15 protein-coding genes are annotated in these 17,639 nt (G+C 75.9%); 5 read left to right on the forward strand and 10 right to left on the reverse strand.

Annotated features, from left to right (window positions below; translation table 11 throughout):
• Window positions 1-113: 113 nt before the first annotated feature.
• The gene (locus tag ACFCX4_RS23510; protein ID WP_376145525.1) at window positions 114-1,640 is read right to left on the reverse strand and encodes a HEAT repeat domain-containing protein; all 1,527 of its coding nucleotides are present in this window, start codon (window positions 1,638-1,640) and stop codon (window positions 114-116) included.
• Between the two features lie 286 nt (window positions 1,641-1,926).
• On the opposite strand from ACFCX4_RS23510, the gene ACFCX4_RS23515 reads away from it, so the two are divergent.
• Window positions 1,927-2,277 carry a hypothetical protein gene (locus ACFCX4_RS23515; protein ID WP_376145528.1) on the forward strand — a complete coding sequence of 117 codons (351 nt, stop codon included), beginning with the start codon at window positions 1,927-1,929 and terminating at the stop codon, window positions 2,275-2,277.
• Window positions 2,278-2,349: 72 nt separating this feature from the next.
• Here the strand turns inward: ACFCX4_RS23515 and ACFCX4_RS23520 are convergent, their stop codons facing one another.
• The gene (locus tag ACFCX4_RS23520; RefSeq protein WP_376145532.1) at window positions 2,350-3,834 is read right to left on the reverse strand and encodes a hypothetical protein; all 1,485 of its coding nucleotides are present in this window, start codon (window positions 3,832-3,834) and stop codon (window positions 2,350-2,352) included.
• A gap of 472 nt (window positions 3,835-4,306) precedes the next feature.
• Here ACFCX4_RS23520 and ACFCX4_RS23525 point away from each other — a divergent pair, with 472 nt between their 5' ends.
• Window positions 4,307-5,539, forward strand: coding sequence for a phosphotransferase (locus ACFCX4_RS23525; RefSeq protein ID WP_376145535.1), 1,233 nt, complete (start codon window positions 4,307-4,309; stop codon window positions 5,537-5,539).
• A 66-nt stretch (window positions 5,540-5,605) separates the two neighbouring features.
• Here the strand turns inward: ACFCX4_RS23525 and ACFCX4_RS23530 are convergent, their stop codons facing one another.
• From ACFCX4_RS23530 to ACFCX4_RS23540, 3 genes are all read right to left on the reverse strand, one after another.
• Window positions 5,606-6,832 (reverse strand): acyl-CoA dehydrogenase family protein, encoded by a 1,227-nt coding sequence (locus ACFCX4_RS23530; RefSeq protein ID WP_376145538.1) that lies wholly within the window; start codon window positions 6,830-6,832, stop codon window positions 5,606-5,608.
• 436 nt (window positions 6,833-7,268) lie between these two features.
• Window positions 7,269-7,763 carry a hypothetical protein gene (locus tag ACFCX4_RS23535; RefSeq protein ID WP_344329109.1) on the reverse strand — a complete coding sequence of 165 codons (495 nt, stop codon included), beginning with the start codon at window positions 7,761-7,763 and terminating at the stop codon, window positions 7,269-7,271.
• A gap of 754 nt (window positions 7,764-8,517) precedes the next feature.
• Window positions 8,518-8,751: a DUF397 domain-containing protein gene (locus tag ACFCX4_RS23540; RefSeq protein ID WP_376145566.1), complete on the reverse strand. Its 234-nt coding sequence runs from the start codon at window positions 8,749-8,751 to the stop codon at window positions 8,518-8,520.
• Between the two features lie 252 nt (window positions 8,752-9,003).
• Here ACFCX4_RS23540 and ACFCX4_RS23545 point away from each other — a divergent pair, with 252 nt between their 5' ends.
• The gene (locus ACFCX4_RS23545) at window positions 9,004-9,537 is read left to right on the forward strand and encodes a PTS-dependent dihydroxyacetone kinase phosphotransferase subunit DhaM (protein ID WP_376145542.1); all 534 of its coding nucleotides are present in this window, start codon (window positions 9,004-9,006) and stop codon (window positions 9,535-9,537) included.
• 141 nt (window positions 9,538-9,678) lie between these two features.
• Here ACFCX4_RS23545 and ACFCX4_RS23550 read toward each other — a convergent pair whose 3' ends face one another.
• The 3 genes from ACFCX4_RS23550 to ACFCX4_RS23560 all read right to left on the reverse strand — a co-directional run bounded on the left by ACFCX4_RS23550 (window position 9,679) and on the right by ACFCX4_RS23560 (window position 11,676).
• Window positions 9,679-10,167 (reverse strand): NUDIX domain-containing protein, encoded by a 489-nt coding sequence (locus tag ACFCX4_RS23550; RefSeq protein ID WP_376145545.1) that lies wholly within the window; start codon window positions 10,165-10,167, stop codon window positions 9,679-9,681.
• A gap of 106 nt (window positions 10,168-10,273) precedes the next feature.
• Complete coding sequence (locus tag ACFCX4_RS23555; RefSeq protein WP_376145548.1) at window positions 10,274-11,116, reverse strand: polysaccharide deacetylase family protein; 843 nt, start codon at window positions 11,114-11,116, stop codon at window positions 10,274-10,276.
• A 287-nt stretch (window positions 11,117-11,403) separates the two neighbouring features.
• Window positions 11,404-11,676 (reverse strand): hypothetical protein, encoded by a 273-nt coding sequence (locus ACFCX4_RS23560; protein ID WP_376145551.1) that lies wholly within the window; start codon window positions 11,674-11,676, stop codon window positions 11,404-11,406.
• A gap of 423 nt (window positions 11,677-12,099) precedes the next feature.
• Between ACFCX4_RS23560 and ACFCX4_RS23565 the strand changes: the two genes are divergently transcribed.
• Window positions 12,100-13,251: a polysaccharide deacetylase family protein gene (locus tag ACFCX4_RS23565; RefSeq protein ID WP_376145554.1), complete on the forward strand. Its 1,152-nt coding sequence runs from the start codon at window positions 12,100-12,102 to the stop codon at window positions 13,249-13,251.
• Window positions 13,252-14,317: 1,066 nt separating this feature from the next.
• Here ACFCX4_RS23565 and ACFCX4_RS23570 read toward each other — a convergent pair.
• A complete protein-coding gene (locus tag ACFCX4_RS23570; RefSeq protein ID WP_376145557.1) occupies window positions 14,318-15,085 on the reverse strand; it encodes a glutamate racemase in 768 nt (255 codons plus the stop codon).
• A 56-nt stretch (window positions 15,086-15,141) separates the two neighbouring features.
• Here ACFCX4_RS23570 and ACFCX4_RS23575 point away from each other — a divergent pair, with 56 nt between their 5' ends.
• A complete protein-coding gene (locus ACFCX4_RS23575; protein ID WP_376145560.1) occupies window positions 15,142-16,290 on the forward strand; it encodes a glycosyltransferase in 1,149 nt (382 codons plus the stop codon).
• Window positions 16,291-16,797: 507 nt separating this feature from the next.
• Here the strand turns inward: ACFCX4_RS23575 and ACFCX4_RS23580 are convergent.
• Complete coding sequence (locus ACFCX4_RS23580; protein WP_376145563.1) at window positions 16,798-17,481, reverse strand: thiol:disulfide interchange protein DsbA/DsbL; 684 nt, start codon at window positions 17,479-17,481, stop codon at window positions 16,798-16,800.
• Between the last annotated feature and the right edge of the window lie 158 nt (window positions 17,482-17,639).

Here is a 17,639-nt window from a genome sequence, read left to right on the forward strand (position 1 = left end):
CGTAGGCGGGCGGGCCCCCCCAATTGGGTGGCCGGCCCCGCTTCATGGTGTTCGAAGGGCGGCCCGTGCCCGGAACGCGGCGTCGCGTCCGGAGGGCGGCGCAGGCGCCGTCGTCAGCGGCGGCGCTCGCGGGCCGCGGTCAGCCGGCCGCGGACGGCGGCGTGGACCTCGGCCTCCTCGGCCGGGTCGGCGGCGAGGCGGCGCAGGCGCTCCAGCACGCGGGCGTCGCCGGTGGTGGCGACGTGCCTCGCGGCGAGCTCCCGGGTCGACTCCTCGCAGTCCCAGAGGCACTCGACGGCCGGCCCCTCGGGGAAGTGCACGTCGGTGACGGCGAGCGCCCGGGCGGCGCGACCGCGCAGCTCCGAGGAGGCGGCCTCCCCGTAGATGTGGCGCAGGACCGGGACGGCACCGGCGGCGGCCAGCCGCCCCGCGCCGTCGACCAGCGTCCCGAGTCCGGGGCCGGCCCCGGACACGCCGTGCAGCGAGATCCAGCGGCGCAGCCCGGCCACCACCAGCGGGCCGTCGGCGGACTCCCCCGCGTCGGCGAGCAGGCGGACGGCGGCCTCACCGAGGGCGCTGTCGGCACCGCCGGTGGCCGGGTCGGCCCAGCGGCGGGCGTGGTCGAGGGCCTCGGGGCCGCGCATCCGGCCGAGCAGCTCCAGGGCGAACCGGACCAGGCGGTCGTCGACGTCGGCGGCGGCGGCCTCGATCAGACCGGCGGCGGCCGGGTCGTGCTGGTCGACGAGGTGGCGCAGGGCGGCCCGGCGGGCGCCGGGCAGGCCGTCGCGGGCCGCCTCCAGCAGCGCGGGACGGTCCTCGGGCCGGACCACGGCGGTGAGGCAGCGGGCGGCCGCGGCGGCGCGGCGGTCCACCGCGTCGGGGCGGGCCGGATCGTCCCCGCGGCCCCCGCCGGCGCGTGAGGCCTCGGGCCGGGCCGGCCCACCGGCGAAGGCTCCGGCGCCGAGCCCGCCGAGTTCGCCCTGGTCGGCCCAGGCCAGCACGTCGGCGGTGGACCAGCCGGGGGTGACGCCGCTGCGGTTCAGCTGGCGCTGCCAGAGGTCGAAGGGGGACTGCTCGGAGGCAGCCGCGACGCGCGGGTGGTACGCCGCCCAGAGCCGCCAGGGCCTGGGTTCGTAGGCGCCCCGGATGGTCTCGCGCAGCTCGGCGTCGCCCTCGGGGCCCGGCGCGAAGCGGTCCAGCACGGCGGTTCCGAGCAGCAGCAGGCCGCGGTCGTCGTCGCGCAGCGCGAGCTCGTCCAGCGCCCAGGCCCAGTTGGTGCCGGTCGCGGCGTACTCGCGGAGCATGAGGAGGGCGTCCCGGCGACCGTACGCGGCGAGGTGGCCGAGGACGGAGAGGGCGAGGCCCGTACGGGTGTCGTCCTCGTCGAGGAGGTCCTCCGGGGAGTGGAGGTGGTCCTCGATGCCGTCGAGCGGCGCCTCCAGTTCCATGTAGAGGCGCGCGTAGTAGAGGGAGCGGCTCTCGACCTGCCAGTCGGCTCTCGGGTCCCTGGTGACGCACTCCTCAAGCGCGGTGATGGCCTCGGTGCGGTCGGCGGCCAGCGCATGGAGCTGCCCGTCACCGCGACCTCGCTGCAGGAGGCCGAGGAGGCTGGCACTGGGTGCTATCACTGGCTCGAACATGAGGTCAGCATCCGTTGCGGCGGTCGTAGTGGCAACGGGATTTCCGTCGCCGGGGTCTCTGGAGGTACTGCGGTGGGCGCCCGGGCGCCGGAATCACCGAAGGTTACCGCCTCGGACAGCCCGTCGCACACAGGGCGACCGGCCCTTTGTGCGCACTGGCATATGCCGGGGGAACTTTGTCGGCGATCTGTCCAAATCGCCCACAAGGGTGACACCGCTGTGCGACAGTCGTTGCCATCACCCTCCGGCCGCTCGCCACGAACGGACCACAGGACTCGCCATGCCCATGCCATCCACTTCCGTCCGCGGCGGCACGGTCGGCTCGGCCGAGTGGGACCTGCTCACCGACGACGTGCGCTGGTCCGCCGAGGCGTACCGCCTGCTCGGCTGCGACCCCGGCGGCGGCCCGCTCAGCCTGGACCGGCTGCCCGACCGGCTGAGCGAGGCGGACCGGCCGCAGCTGCGCCGGATGATGACCGACGCGCTCGTGCACGGCCGGTCCGCCGTCGGCACCCTCCAGGTCCGCCGGCCCGGAGGCGGGCACGGCATGGTGGAGTGCGCCGGCGAGCCCGTCCTGGGCACCGACGGCACCGTCACCGCGCTGCGCATGCTGCTGCGGCCGGCCCACCCCTGCTGAGACGCCCGCCCCGCGACCGCCCGCGCGGGACACCACGGGGGCAGGGGCGCGGCGGGGCCGGACCCGGGGGGCTCAGACGAGCTTCGGCCGCTTCTTCGCGCCGACCGCGCGCAGCTCCCGGCCCAGCTCGTCCCGCAGCTCGTCCACCACCGCCACCCCCCGGTAGCGCGCGGTCAGCCGGTACATCTCCCGCAGCCGGTCCCACGTCCGGTGCGAGGAGTTCTGGCCGATCAGGTTCATCACCATCTTGACCTGGGTGTCCGCCGCGTCCGGCTCGCCGGTGATCCAGTGCAGCGAGGCCAGCGTGATCCGGTCGAACAGCGCCGACCGGAGCTGTCCCGTCCCCTCCCGCAGCCGGATCACCCGCTCGGCGTGCCGACGGGCCTGCGCGGCGGCCGACAGGTCGTGCTCCGCGAGCGTGCGCAGCACCAGCGCCTGCATCCCGCGCAGCTCCGCCTCGTCGAACACCTGCATCCAGGACGGCGGCGGGCCGTCCGGGTCCTCCGCGAAGAGGTCCTCCGCCTCGCCCAGCAGGCGCCAGGTCGCCTGCGACTGCCCGATCGAGGCGTGCGCCCACGCCTCGACGGTGTTCAGCATCGCGCGGGTTCTCGGCAGCATCCGGCCGCCGCTCGCCCGCGCCGCGGCCATCAGGTCGATCGCGTCGTCGGCCCGCCCCAGGTGCACCATCTGGCGCGCCGCCCGCGAGATCGCCTCCCCCGCGCGCGGCCGGTCGCCGGCCTCCTTGGCCGACTCGGCGGCCAGCATGAAGTACTTCTGCGCGGTCGGCTCCAGGCCCACGTCGTGCGACATCCAGCCCGCCAGCACCGCCAGGTTGGCGGCGACCAGCCACAACCGCTGCTCCACGGCGGGTCCGTGGCGGTGCGTCAGCAGTCCGCCCACCTCGTTGAGCTGGCCCACCACCGCCTTGCGCTGCAGTCCGCCGCCGCGCGCCGCGTCCCAGGCCCGGAACACCTGCACCGAGCGCTCCAGCGCCTCCACCTCGTCGAGCCCCACCGGGCCCGCGTCGTACAGATCGACCACCGGCCGGGCGCCGCCCTGAGCGAGCACCGGCCGGGGGCCGGGCGCCGAGGCCGCGTACGCGACCGCGTCCCCGCCCAGCCAGCCCTTCAGCGAGTCGGCGATGACCGCCCCGGCCGTGAGCGCGGCACCCGCGCCCACCAATCCACGTCGGTTCAGCATGAGGTCCATTCCCGTGAACTCGGTGAGGACCGCGGCCGTCCGATCCGGCTCCCACGGCGACGAGGTGGCGGCGTGCGCCGCTCCGGTCCTGGTGGGCCGGTGTCGTTCCAGACCGAGGTCCTCAGTGGTGACGACACGGCCGAGCCGCTCCGTGAACACGGCTGCCAGTACCCTCGGCACCGGATCGCGCGGGATCTCCCCCTGCTCGATCCACCGCCGCACCCGCGAGGTGTCGGTGGAGAGCTGCTGCTGCCCCATCGCGGCACCACGCCTGTTGACCAGCCGCGCGAGCTCGCCCTTCGACCATCCGGCCAGGACGAACAGATCGGCGAGTCGGGTGTTGGGTCCCCTGCTCACGTGAAGCCCCCAGGTTCCTCGGCTGCATCGAGGCTAGAGGCTCCGTCATGTGCCGAGCGAGCATTCGCCAGGCTTCGCCAGGGTCCGCCACATTACCAACCACCGGCATCCGGGTGTGATGTAGAGGTGCGCCACCTCGCCCCCGGGTCGGGCGGTGTTCCGGACCGGTGCGGGGTTCCCCCGTACGGGTCGCGGGACGTCCCCGGTCCTCACCCGAGGGGGTGGCGCGGCCGGGTGGCGCGGGGGCGCCGGGCACGGCCACGGCAGTACCGGCCGACCGCATTCCCCAGGGTGCGGACGGCCGGTCCACCGCCGCAGCACGGGGTTCCGGCCCCGGCGTCCGTGCCCGGCGCCCGCGCACCACCCACCGGACCGACCAGGGGCCGGCCGCCGGGCCAGGAACCCGGCGGCACCCGCCCCGCCCGCCCCCGCGGGCCTCCGAGACGGACCAGGAAGGGACCTCCCTCACCCCATGTACTCCTCAGCGACCTCCCCGACGCCGACCGCGACCCGGACCGCGCTGCGCCCCCCCACCGCAGCCGTCGGCCGCCCCGGCCCGAAGCAGGTCCCGCCGCCGTCCCGGCCGGCCGCCCCCCGCGGCCCCGTCGACGGCCGGTCCGTGGACCCCCGGGGCCCGGCCGCCCGGACCGCGCTGGGGCTTCGCTCGCCCGAGACCGCCGCACCTGCCGGACCCCGTGTCCCCGGGGCCCGGATCCCCGCCGCGCGGCCCGGTGACGGCCGGCTGCTGCGGCCGCCGGTCCGGCCCGGCCAGCCGGTGGGGCAGGAGCGGCTCGACCCGTCGGCTCTGCAGACGCCGGCCGTCCGGGCCGCGCTCGCCGGGGTCTCGCGGATATGTCCCGCCTTCACCCCCCGCCAGGTGCTGCGCGAGGGGAGCCGCCACATCCTGGTGGCGGGCACCATCGGCCGGGCGCCGGTGGTCGCCAAGTGCCTCGCCCCGCAGGCGGTGCGCAGCGAGTACTTCGAGCAACTGGTGGCCGACTTCCACCACGAGGTCGCGGTCTACCGGGCGTTCGTCCGGCACCGTCCGCCGGTGCGGCTGCCCCGGCTGGTGGCGGCCGACCACGACCGCTGCGTGCTCGTCATGGAGCGCGTCCCCGGCCGGCCGGCCGCGCGGGAGCGCCACCCGGCCAACGCGCCCACGCCGGGCGAGGTGCGGGCGCTGCTGACCGCCGTCCGGACGCTCAACCTGTGGCGCCCGCCGACGGACGTCTTCCAGCCGCGGCTGGACTACCAGCTGGAGATCGCCCGCTACCACTCGGTGGGCCAGCTCACCGACCGGGACGCCGGCGACCTGCGCGGTCTGCTGCACGGGCTCGGCCACGGCCCGCTCCAGCTCTGCCACGGCGACGCACTGCTGAGCAACATGCTGCTGGCGCCGTCCGGGCCGGTGCTGGTCGACTGGGAACAGGCCGGCTGGTACCTGCCCGGCTACGACCTGGCGGTGCTGTGGAGCGTGCTGTCCGGGGACACCGCCGCCCGCCGGCAGATCAGCCAGCTGGCCCAGAGCGGCGGCACCCTGGCCCGGGACGCGTTCCTGGTGAACCTGGTGCTGGTGCTCATGCGGGAGATCCGGCTGTACGACGTGCCGGGCGCCGGCGAGGAGCAGCGGATCATGATCCGCCGGCTGTACGACGACGCCGCGCTGGCCCGCCGCGCGGTCCGGGCCGCCGTCGGCACCCGGTGAGCGCACCGGGCACCGCGGAACCGGGCGACGGACGGCCCGTCGGACGGGGCCGTCCCCGGCGGGCCGTCAGTGCCGGGCCCCGCGTTCCAGGGCGGCCCGGCCGACGGCCTCCAGGACGGCCTCGTCCGGGGCGAGGTGGACCCGGCTGCTGAGCACGTCGCGCAGGTAGCGCTCCAGTGGGTGCCGGCGGCTCAGTCCCGGGTTGCCGGTGAGCGAGACGGCCTGCTGGACGGCGGATATCGCCGCGCGGGTGGCCAGCAGATGGGCCGGTCCGGTCCGGGCGACCGCGGCCGGCTCGGCCCGGTCGACCCGGGCGGCGAGCCCGTCGACGAGCTCCTCCGCCCCGATCAGCCGGGCTTCGATCTCGCCCAGGGCGCTGCGGTACCGGGGCAGCGTCCCGAGCGGCTCGGTCAGGTTGGCCGGAGTCCGCTGGTGCAGGAAGCCGACCAGCCAGTCCTGGGCCGACCGGGCGACCCCGACGGCCACCGCGGAGAGCGCCAGGTCGTGCCAGGCCCGGGACAGTTCGGCCGCCGGGACGCTCCCGGTCCGGTCGGCGGCGGAACCGGCCGCGCCCTTTCCCGTGCCGCCCTTCGGCGGGTTCAGCCCGAGCGCGAGTTCGGCCGGCACCCGCACCCCGTTCAGCACCACGTCGTGGCTGGCGCTGGCCCGCAGCCCGAGCTGGTCCCACGTCGGGTCGACCTCCAGCCCCTCGCTCTCGCCGCGGACCAGGAAGGTGCCGGTCCGGGGCACCGCCTCGTCGGTCCGGGCGGTGACCGCCATCCAGGCGAGCGCCTCGGCGCCGGTGCAGTAGGTCTTGCGGCCGGTGAGCAGCCAGCCCTCGCCGTCCCAGCGGGCGACCGTGGCCGGCGGTTCGCCGCTGCGGCCGCCGGGCTCCACGTTCAGGGTGTTGACCAGGGCCGGGCCGCGCCGGGACTCGGTGAGCAGCCGCCGGTAGCCGGCCGTCGGCCAGCTCGCCGTCCGGGCCTGCTCGGCGTGCTGGAGCAGGGTGAACGCGGTGACCACGGCCACCGAGGCGTCCCCGCGCCCGAGTTGGGCCAGCACCTGGACGGTGTCGGCGAGCGTGCCGCCGGGACCGCCGTAGCGCCGGTCGACGGTCAGGGTGAGCAGCCCGGCCTCGTGGACGGCCTCGATGCCCTGGTAGGGGAAGGTCGCGTCGCGGTCGTGCTCCTCGGCCCGGGCGGCCAGCAGGTCGACGACCCGGGGCAGACCGGCGAGGGCGGATTCGACGGGGGACGGAAGGACGGCCGAATGGTCGGCGGCGATGACGGTCATGGGACTGGGCCTCCGGGCGGCAGCGTGGGGCGCGGACTCCTCGGCACGCCGGAACAGGCGCGCGGTACCGGGTGGGCGACCCCGGAGGCCGGTGAACGACCACCCCCCGGAACCCGGGTCCGGCGGAAGTTCCGCCCCCCGGATCGGCGCCGGCCGCTCGGCCGCCCGCCCGCCGCCTCGGGGACGAATCCCCCTCAGTGACCCGGACACGCCGCGCTGGCGGTGCGTCGCAGGTCGAGGTAGCTGCGACGGGTCAGCAGCGGGGGACGGCACGACATGTCCGCGACTTTACGAAGCCGTGATCGAGGCCGTCAAGCAGCGCCCGAGGCCCGGAACGACCGGGGTGACGGAAGCGGAACGAGCAGCGGAACGGGCGGCCGGGGAAGGCGGAAGGGAAGCGGAACCCTGCCCTCCGGGGCACGGTTCCGGCACCCGCTCAGCCCTGCTGGAACATGTCCGCGGGCAGCGGCTTGAGCAACTGGTAGAGGTCGTCCGAAATCGGTCGGTCCCAGGAGGCGATGGTGACCTGCACGCCGTCACTCCGGCCGAACTGGGCACAGAAGACCCGGCCTTCGCTGACCTTGACCTTCTTCACGATCAGCAGGTCGTCCCCGAGCATGACCGGGAAGTCCTCCGCCGAGACGAACTCGACCGGTTCCTCGTCACCCAGGGCCGCGAGCAGCTGGCGCACCTCGAAGGGCACGCTGTCGCCGGTGTCCCGGGCCGGCGAACCCTCGGGCAGGTTGCCGATGAACATCGCCGGGCCTCTGCCGCCGAACAGGTCGTAGCGCAGGAAAATCCCCTGGCAGGAGCCGTCCGGGCCGGTCATCATGGCCGCACCGAAGTCGCCGGGCCAGTCGCCCGGGTCCATGGCGAGCACGTCGAAGTCCGGGCCGGTGGGCTGACCGGAGCGACGGCGGAGAAAAGACATGGGAGCATCGTACGTGTCCGGCACACCGTGCTCGCGGGGTGGGTGGGACGCCGGACGGAGATCGACGCTCAGAGACCAATGTTGACTCTGAGCAACCGTCCGGGCTACGTTCGGTTCAGCACGACAGCCGTTCTGGGTTTCACCCTTCGGGGGGACGGCATGTCGCAACGCGGCCCTACACGCGTTTCCCTCACTGTGCACACCGTCGTGCCGAACCGCCGAGCACCCAGCTTCGTCGTCGCACACCGCACAGCACACAAGCCAACAGTTCCATGCATCACAAGCAAGGTCCGCGGGGCCCCGGCCCGTCGCTCCCGCGGACCTGCTCGGGACGCCGCCGCGTGGGGGCGTGCGGGTCCCGGGCACGGCATCGAGTCCGAGTCGCTCTCGGGGTCGGCGCCATCCTCCCGGCGACTGCCGGCCCCCTTCGTGGGGCCGGGACCGGCCGACGCACCCCCGGTGCGCAGGGGATGACTGGGAGGAGACTCGGCAGCGCTGCCGGGTCGCACAGCAGGCGCCGTGTCTGGCCGCGTGGGGGCGGTGGGCACGGCGTCTGCCTGTGCTCATACTCTGAGCTGCGTTTGTCCAGCAGTCAACAGAAATTCTGACGGGGCACGCTCAAATGTGATCGGAATGATTGCCACCGGAGACCTCGGGGCTCCGGGCCGCCCCGGCGGGGGCCCGCCGGCACCGCCCGCCGGGTGCGGCCCCGGTCTCCCGGACCGGCACCCGGCGGAGCGCCGCCCCGGACGGATCAGGTGAGGTCGAACTCGCCGTCCCGGGCGCCGAGCACGAAGGCCCGCCACTCGCCCGGCGTGAACACCAGGACCGGGCCGTCCTCCTGACGGCCGTCCCGCATGCCGATGTAGCCGTCCACGAAGGCGATCTGGACGTCGCCCACGCCCTGGCTGCTGCACAGCCAGGTCGCCCCGGTGAAGTCCACCTTCGGCTTCCCGTTCACCCCGACCTCCACCGCCACGGGTCCCACCGCCCCGGTCGTGTCCACCCCGGTACCGCTGTTGGCTGCCACTGCTGGTCTCTCCTCCCGACGGCCTGAACGGGCCCAGCCTAGTCACCGGAACGGCCCCGGTCAGCGGGATCGGCGGGACTCCCCCGACGGGGTCCCGGGGGGCCTGCCGCAGGCCCGGGCCCGCCCTCCCGGACGCGTGTCCCGGCGGGACGGGTGCCGGGCGAACTGCCAGAGTGTGAGGGACCCCACCGAACTCCCGAGGAGCAGCCGATGAGCCGCCGGGACGGCACCCGCGCCGATGTCATCCCCATCTCCGAGGCCCCCTCGGCCCACCCTCCGGCGCCCCGCACCCCGCCCGTCCCGGCACCGCTGCCCGACCCCGGCCGGCCGCCCGCGCACGGCCGGGTCGGCGTCGTCCTGGTCTCGCACAGCCAGGAGCTCGCCAACGCCGTCCGCGCCCTCGCGCTCGCGCTGACCGACGACGGCTCGCCCGCCCCGGTGGCCGCCACCGGCGGGGACCTCGTGGCCGGCCCCGGCATCAGCGCCGTGCTGGTCGCGGCCGCCACCCGCCGGGTCGACCAGGGCCACGGCGTGGTCGTGCTCGCCGACCTCGGCGGCGCGGTGACCACCGTCCGGGCCCTGCTCGCCGACGCCGACGAGCACGGGCTGCCGTTCCCGGTCCGGTTCGCCGACGCGCCGTTCGTCGAGGGCGCGGTGGCCGCGGTGGCGACCGCCACCGCCGGCGGCGACCTCGCCGCGGTGCTGGACGCCGCCGAGGAGGCCTACCGGCAGCCCAAGGGCTGACGAACCGTCCGGGCCCGTCCCGGCGGCCGTCCAGGGCCGCCCGGGGGCCCTGGACGGCCGCTCCGGCCCGCCCGCGGGGGCCGGGCCGTCGGGGCCGGGCCGGGACCGGGCCGTGGGGGCGACGGGGCCGGCCCGGTCGGCTCAGGGAAGGAGACTCCCGTTCCATTCGAAGCTCGCCGCGGGACCGCCCTCGACGGCCCGGCGGATCCAGGCCAGCTCCTTCTCCGCCATCGGCGGCAGCTCGTCCAGCGCGTACCAGCCGACCGCGAGCGTCTCGTCCTCGTCGACCCGGACCTCGCCGCCCACCGGGCGGCAGCGGAAGACCACCTCCAGGTACCGCGTCATGTCGCCGTTGGGGTAGGTGACCTCCGGCGACACGGTGACCGTGACGAGCCGGTCCGGGACGGCGGCGACGCCGGTCTCCTCCAGGCACTCGCGGACGGCGCCGTCGGCCGGCTGCTCGCCCGGGTCGAGGATGCCGCCGGGCGGCGTCCAGGCGCCGTCGTCGGACCGCTGGACGAGCAGCACCCGGCCGTCGTCGTCCAGGACGACGGCGGCCACGGCGCTGAGCCAGAGCATGCGGGTCCCGACCACGGCGCGGAGGTCGGCGAGGAACTCGGGAATGGCCATGTCCCGCACCCTATCCGGGCACGGCGGACGGCCCACGGACGGCCCGTCGGCGGCAAGAGGGCCGGGCGGGCCGGGGCGGGCGGGCGCCGCGGGAGCCGGCCGGTGTTCAGGCGCGGACGCCCACCGCCCGCGTGGCCGCGGCGATCCGGGCGTAGGCGCGCTCGGGGATCAGCCGGCCGTGGAGCTTGGCGCGGAAGAAGTCGATGGGGTCGCTGCGGTGCACCGGCACCCGGCGCAGCCGGACCGGGTCCACACCGGGGGTGTTGCGGCCGATCTCACCGGTGGCGGCGGTCCGGAAACGGGCCCGCAGGGCGGGTTCCAGGTGCGGGACCGGCACGCCCCAGGTGTAGGCGTAGTGGCAGGGGCGGACACCGAGGTACTCCTCGACCTCGTCGTTGCAGGCGTCGAGCTCGGTGACGGAGAGCACCTCGGGGCGGGCGTGGGTGCGGGTGTGGTTGGCGACCGTGCACAGCCCGGAGGCCGTCATCTCGCGCAGCTGCTCCCAGCTGAGCGCGGGCGCGCCGGCCGACCGGACGGCCGCGCCCTCCCAGCGCATCTCGCCGCCGACGTGGCCGCTGGCCAGGTAGATGGTGAACGGCAGCCGGCGTTCGCGCAGCAGCGGCCAGGCGTTCTCGTGGACGTCCGCGAAGCCGTCGTCGAAGGTGAGGACGACGCTCGGGGTGCGGCGGCCGGACTCGATCCGGTCGGTGGCGCCGTCGAGGGAGACCACCCGGCCCGGCGGCAGCGCGGCGAGCAGGTCGGCCTGGGCGGTGAAGTCGGCGGTGGACACGTCCCGCTCGTCCCGGCTGCCGCCCCCGATCCGGTGGTAGCTGAGCACGGTGGCGCCCTCGCCGGGGTTCCCGCCCGTCCCGCGGGCCAGCTGTCGCTTCACCCCGGCCCGGATCCCCCCGGCGGCCGGGGACCTTCCGGGCACGGCGGTGCCGCTCATTGTTCCCCCCTCCGCGGTGCCCTCCCCGGCACCGGCACATGACCTCGTACCCGGCGCGGTCGGCACCCGGGAGGGATTCACGGTAGGACGAACGGCGGGGCCGGTGCCCCGGAATTGTGAAAGAAACGAGAAGGAGTTGTCAGATGGACCGAAAATCTGCTGCTCTGACCGATAGGACTCGACGGGCCGATCGGTACGCGATCGACGCGCGACCGGTTCCCCGACCGCTTCCGCCGATTCCGCGCCCCGCCCCCGGAAGGGGTTCCCCGGCCGTTCGGCCCAGCCGTTCAGGCAGCGGCGCGGCGGTGCCTGCGGAGCAGCGCGAACCCGATCCGGCCGAGCAGCAGCACCCCGGCCGCGAGGCAGCCGGCCACCGCCATCGCCCAGGCCGGGCCGTCACTGTCCGGAACCACGACCGCCACCACGATGCCCAGCGTGAGGCACGCCAGCCCCACCAGCGCGAGCGGCACCTGGTGGGTGACCAGCGGGCCACCGTGACAGTACCGGGCCATCCTGGTCGCGCCGCGCGGGTGGAAGTGATCACGTTCCGCATCTGCCATGAGCCCAAGGTACCCCCGGGACGCCGCCGCGGCAGCACGCACGACGTGAGCGGCCGGACACGTTCGGCCACCGGCGGGCCCGCTTCGTCACAGGCCGGAGGGATTCGTTCCGGGGGCGTCCCGGGCCCGTCCCGAAATGGTTCCCGATCTCCGGAAAAACCTTGCCGGTGCGGTACAACCATCAACGGGGCGTAGCTGTCTCCCTTACATTGAGCGATCCAGGAGCCGTCCGCGGTGCGGGTTGGGAGTCCCCGCCGCGGACCGGAAATACCCAGGGGGCGGAGCCGCCGCGCCCTGGAGTCGGAGGCCGGGCTCCGTCCTCCGGCGGTACCGCCACGCCGCATCGGCGACCGAGGGGGAACCGTGCCGCAGTCCCATTCCACGACGTCGACCTCCAGCCCCGCGGGCCGGCACAGGGCGCTGGTGACCGCCCTGTCGGACCTGCGGCCGCTGCCGCCGCCGACCGCCGCGCCACCGCCCGGACGCGGCGTCCACCCCACCGTGACGACCGACGGGCAGCCGGTCCTCACCCCTCCCCCGGGCCGGGACCTGCGGACCGCGGCCACCCGGACCTGCGCCCGGCCCGCCCGCCGGCCGGCCGAGCCGGACCGGGCCGAGCGCCCCGTCGACCGTCGGACACCGGTGGGCCACCCCCCTGGCCACCCGCCCGACGCACGGGGCGAGTGGCTGCGGTTCGCACCCGTCCAGCCGCTCTTCCGCGCCCGGGCGGCGCAGCGGCTCCCCGTCCTCGCCTACCACGGGGTGACCGACCCCCGGTCGTTCGGCGCCCAGCTGGACCGGCTGCGAAGACTCGCGACCCCCGTCTCGCTGGCCGCCGTGCAGCAGGCCGTCGCCGATCGGCGTCCACTGCCCGCCCGCAGTGTGCTGGTGACCTTCGACGACGCCGACCGCAGCGTCCTGACCCACGCACTCCCCGCACTGATCGAACGCGGCATCCCCGCCGCCGCCTTCGTCATCTCCGAGCTGATCGGCACCGAGAAGCCGTTCTGGTGGCACGAGGCCGACTTCCTCGCCCGGCACGGCGGACGCGCCCGCTCGCTGGACTGCGGCCACCCCTCGCAGCTGCTCCGCCGGCTCAAGGCGATGCCCGACCCGGACCGCCGGCGCAGCCTCCAGGAGCTGCGGGTCAGCGCCGACCGCCGGCCGCCCGGCCAGGAACAGCTCACCCCGGCCGACCTGCTCGCGCTCCGCGCGGGCGGCGTCGCCATCGGCAACCACACCCAGGGGCACCCGTGCCTCGGCCGGTGCGACGACGCCACCGTCCGCTCCGAGATCACCGGCGCGCACGAGGCCCTGACCCGCTGGCTCGGCGAGCCCCCGGCCGCCTTCGCCTACCCGGACGGCGGCCACGACGTCCGGGCGGAGGGCGTCCTCCAGGAGCTGGGCTACCGGCTCGGCTTCCTCTCCGACCACCGGCTCGGCCCCCGGTTGCCCTCACACCCCCTCCAGATCAGCCGGCTCCAGGTCGACTCCACGACCAGCACGCGGCGCTTCGACACCATCCTGTCCGGCCTCGAACCCGCCTACCGCCGCTGGCGCGGCCAGGCCGCCTGAACCCGACCCTCCCCGCGCAGGAAGTCGCCCCACCGACTTCCTGCGCGCACCCCGGGTCCCGCCGGCGCGCCGGCACCAGCAGGCCGGCCCCCACCACCACCCTCCCCGCCGCCCGACCGACCTCCCACGCGCACCACCCGGAGGCCACCACCGCGCCGGCCGAAGCACCGGCCCGCGCAGGAAGTCGGCCTCCCCGACTTCCCACGTACGCCGCACGGCGCCTCAGCGACCTCCCACGTCTCCCGGCGTCCGGAGGCCACCACCGAACAGGCCGCAGCACCGACCTGCGCAGGAAGTCGGCCCCACCGACTTCCCACGCGCACCGGGCCGATCGCCACGCCGAATCGGCACCGATCACACCCCAGGGCCGCACGGGAACTCGCCGCCACCGAGCGGCCGTGCACGCCGCAGGCGCCCCAACCGAACCGGTCACGAGACCCGAACCCACACGGGAAGTCGGCCTCACCGACTTCCCGCGCGCCGGACCGGTCACGGGACCGGAGCCGCCACCGACCTCCGGCCCGCCGCCGACGCGAGCGCGCACCTTGATGGTGGTGCCGCTCCGGCCTGCGACGGCAGCCGGGGACGGCGCTGCGGACGGCCCCACGATCCCGGCACGCCTGTGTGGTGGCCGGCCCCTGAGTGCGCCGTCTCGGGGAGGAGCCTTGGATGCTCGGCCGGTGGCACGGCCAGGCGCTTCCATCGGGCCCCGACCGTCGGCGGGCCGCCCCCGGCACCGTGACGGGAAACACCGGCTCCGAACCGGGCGGACCGTTCAGGAGGCCTGCACGGACGTGCTCCCGTGCAGGACGGTGAGCCCTCCGGGGCCGGCCCAGCCATGGCCGACGAGAAGGTTGGGCCGCGGGAGGCCCGTGTGCGGGACGGCCCGGGGCGGTCAGGCCGTGGCTGCTATGAAGGGGAGGGTCACAGAGACACCCGTCCACAGAACGGTGAGCCTCCCGGTTCCCAGCAGCGAACGGGGCCGCCGGCTCAGCGGTGGCCGCCGCCGGGCAGGTCAGGTTGCGGGGGAAGTCGGCGACGTGACAGGCGGGGCGGCCCGGGGTGGTCAGGCCGGGGCTGTGAAGGGGAGGGCCTGGGGGTAGGCGAGGGCGGTGGGGGGCAGGGCGGCGGGGTGGCCCGCGTGCAGGACGGTGAGGGTGCCGGTGCCCTCGCGGGCCGGGGCGGCGACGCGGCGCAGGGCCTGGGCGGCGACCGCCCCGGCGGAGCCGTGCAGGGTGAGGGACGGCAGTGCGGACGGGGCGACGGCGGCGCGGATGCGCTCGGCGACCAGCTCGTAGTGGGTGCAGCCGAGGACGACGGCCGCCGTCCCCGCCGGGGTGCGGGCGGCCGCGTCGGCGACGGCCGCGTCGATCGCCGCCTCGTCGCCGTGCTCCACGGCGTCGGCGAGCCCGGGGCAGGCGACCTCGGTGACGGCGGCCGTCCCCGCGAAGTCGCGGATCAGCCCGCGCTGGTACGGGCTGCCGGTGGTGGCGGGGGTGGCCCAGATGGCGACCGGGCCGCCCAGCGCGGCGGCCGGCTTGATCGCCGGGACGGTGCCGATGACCGGCAGCGCGGGCTCCAGTTCGGCGCGCAGGGCGGCGAGCGCGTGCACGGAGGCGGTGTTGCAGGCGACGATCAGCGCGTCCGGCCGGTGCACGGCGGCGGCCCGGGCGCAGCCGAGGGCGAGCTCGGTGACCTCCTCGGCCGTGAGCGGGCCCCAGGGCATCGAGGCGGGGTTGGAGGAGAGCACGAGGTCGGCGTCCGGACGCAGCGTCCGGAGGGCGGCGGCGGCGGCCAGCAGGCCGATTCCCGAGTCCATCAGTGCGATCTTCACGGGTCAAGACTTTAGTCGATGGCCCGTGCCGGCCCCGGGTGCGGCAGACTGCCCGGGTGACCGTCCTGCTGTGGATCGCCGTGCTCTCCCTGCTGGTCTGGCTCTGGCTCGCGGTCTGCCACGGGTCGTTCTGGCGCACCGACGTCCGACTGCCGCCGCGCCGGCCGCCCGAGCGGTGGCCGCAGGTCGCGGTGGTGGTGCCGGCCCGGGACGAGGCCGGGGTGCTGCCGGTGTCGCTGCCGAGTCTGCTGGCCCAGAAGTACCCGGGGCGGGCCCGGGTGGTGCTGGTGGACGACCACAGCTCGGACGGCACCGGTGAGCTGGCCCGCTCGCTGGCCGGCGGGGAGGGTCCGGCGGGCCTGGAGCTGACGGTGACCACCCCTCCCCCGCTGCCGGCGGGCTGGACGGGCAAGCTGTGGGCGCTGCGGCACGGGGTGGAGCTGGCCGGGCCGGACGCCGAGTACCTGCTGCTGACCGACGCCGACATCGCGCACGGTCCGGACTCGCTGGCCGAACTGGTGGCCGCGGCGGAGGCGAACCGGCTGGACCTGGTCTCGCAGATGGCCCGGCTGCGGGTGGAGACCGGCTGGGAGCGGCTGATCGTGCCGGCCTTCGTGTACTTCTTCGCCCAGCTGTACCCCTTCCGGTGGAGCAACCGCCCGGGGTCGCGGACGGCGGCGGCGGCCGGCGGCTGCTCGCTGGTGCGGCGGGAGGCGCTGGAGCGGGCCGGCGGGGTGGCGGCGATCCGGGGCGCGGTGATCGACGACGTGTCGCTGGCCCGAGCGGTGAAGGCCGGCGGCGGGCGGACCTGGCTGGGGCTGGCGGAGCAGGTGGACAGCGTGCGGCCGTACCCGCGGCTGGCCCAGCTGTGGCGGATGGTGTCGCGCAGCGCGTACGCCCAGCTGCGGCACTCGCCGGTGCTGCTGCTGGGGACGGTGCTGGGGCTGGCGCTGGTGTACCTGGTGCCGCCGGTCGCGGCGGTGGCCGGCCTGGCTGCGGGCGACCGGGCGGTGGCGGTGGCGGGCGGGGCGGCCTGGGCGCTGATGACGGCGACCTTCGTACCGATGCTCCGCTACTACCGGCAGCCGGCGCCCGCCGCGCTGCTGCTGCCGTTCACCGCCTCGCTGTACCTGCTGATGACGGTCGACTCGGCGGTGCAGCACTGGCGCGGCCGCGGTGCCGCCTGGAAGGGCCGGACGTACTGAGCCGGGCCGGCTCACACCGGCCGGACGGACCGTCGGCGGATCTCCCGGACAGCGCACGCCCATCATCCGACGCCGCACCGCTCTCCGACACCTCGGTGGCCGCGCCGCTGGAGCGGGCGCCGGCCCCGGCGGAGCACGGGCGGGCCCTGGACCTGGGGTGCGGGGAGGGCGCCTGACGGCCGGACGCCGGTGGCCGGCCCGGTGGGCGACCAACGGAAGTGGGACCACTACGAGTTCGCCCGGACCGGCTCGCCGGCCGAGCGGGCGCTGGACCACCCGGGGCACCCGGACGCGGCGGACGCCCGGGCGGCCGCGGACCCGCGCCGCGCGGAGTGGCTGCACGGCTACCGCGGGATTCCCGGTTTCGTCACCCTGGTGCTGCGCCGGGACCGATCCGCCCGGAGCCGGAACGCGAGCGGGAGCCGGAGCCGGAGCGCGAGACGGAGAAGGGCGGGCCGGCCGGGGAGGGCCGACCCGCCCGGAACGGACGGTGGGGGCGAGCGGTGCTCAGAACAGCGTGTTGGCCTGCTGGTTGCGCTGCTGGTCCTGGGCGACCAGGCGGTCCATCACCTCGGGCATCGCCTCGACGCCGCCGGCGCTGGTCGGCGAGGTGCGGTTGTCGCCCTGCACCACCACGGTCGGCAGCTCGTTGATGCCGTAGCGGACGAACAGCGCGGCGGCCTCGTCGACCGCCTGGCCGACCGCGTCCGAGCGGTACGCATCGCGGAAGGCCTGCTGGTCGACGCCCTGGCGGGCCGCCCAGTCCGCCGCGGCGTCCTCGGTGGTGACGTCCTGCTCCTCGGTGTGGACGGCGCGGAAGGCGGCGGTCTGCAGGCGCTCGACCAGCCCCAGGCGCTCCAGGGTGTAGTAGAGGCGGGCGTGGCCGCGCTGCGCGCGCTCCTCGCGGCTGCCCTGCCAGATGGCCGGGACACGGCGGAGGTCGACGTCGGCGCGGTGCCGCTCGGTCCAGTCCTGGAGCGGCTGCTCCAGCGCCTGGGAGTGCCCGCAGTCGTACCAGAAGAATTCGAGCGCCTCGGTCCGGGCGCTCTCGCGCACCGGCAGCGGGCGGTCGAGGTGGATGAACCGGGCGGCCTCGCGGGCCGGGTGGTGGGTGATGGCGCCGGCCTGGGTGGGGGATGCGGCGATCCCGGCGGCGACGGCGATCAGCAGGGTGGTTCGAAGGAGCTTCACACGGGGCAGTGTGGCGACCGGGAGGCCGTCGGCAGCCTGTCGCCCCGGTGCGTCGGGCCGGGATTCGCTCGAAAAGCGCACCCGGCCCAGCGCCCCCGCGGTCGCATATAAACAAAAACCAGCCCCCCAGACAAGTAACAATCAGGGATTGCGGGGTA

Source organism: Kitasatospora sp. NPDC056327, from assembly GCF_042261735.1.
GTDB lineage: Bacteria > Actinomycetota > Actinomycetes > Streptomycetales > Streptomycetaceae > Kitasatospora.

Excerpts from the sequence above, each read along its gene's own strand:
- ACFCX4_RS23510 (WP_376145525.1), bottom strand. The coding sequence starts at position 1,640 with ATGTTCGAGCCAGTGATAGCACCCAGTGCCAGCCTCCTCGGCCTCCTG.
- ACFCX4_RS23515 (WP_376145528.1), top strand. The coding sequence starts at position 1,927 with ATGCCATCCACTTCCGTCCGCGGCGGCACGGTCGGCTCGGCCGAGTGG.
- ACFCX4_RS23525 (WP_376145535.1), top strand. The coding sequence starts at position 4,307 with ATGTACTCCTCAGCGACCTCCCCGACGCCGACCGCGACCCGGACCGCG.
- ACFCX4_RS23530 (WP_376145538.1), bottom strand. The coding sequence starts at position 6,832 with ATGACCGTCATCGCCGCCGACCATTCGGCCGTCCTTCCGTCCCCCGTC.
- ACFCX4_RS23535 (WP_344329109.1), bottom strand. The coding sequence starts at position 7,763 with ATGTCTTTTCTCCGCCGTCGCTCCGGTCAGCCCACCGGCCCGGACTTC.
- ACFCX4_RS23545 (WP_376145542.1), top strand. The coding sequence starts at position 9,004 with ATGAGCCGCCGGGACGGCACCCGCGCCGATGTCATCCCCATCTCCGAG.
- ACFCX4_RS23550 (WP_376145545.1), bottom strand. The coding sequence starts at position 10,167 with ATGGCCATTCCCGAGTTCCTCGCCGACCTCCGCGCCGTGGTCGGGACC.
- ACFCX4_RS23555 (WP_376145548.1), bottom strand. The coding sequence starts at position 11,116 with ATGAGCGGCACCGCCGTGCCCGGAAGGTCCCCGGCCGCCGGGGGGATC.
- ACFCX4_RS23560 (WP_376145551.1), bottom strand. The coding sequence starts at position 11,676 with ATGGCAGATGCGGAACGTGATCACTTCCACCCGCGCGGCGCGACCAGG.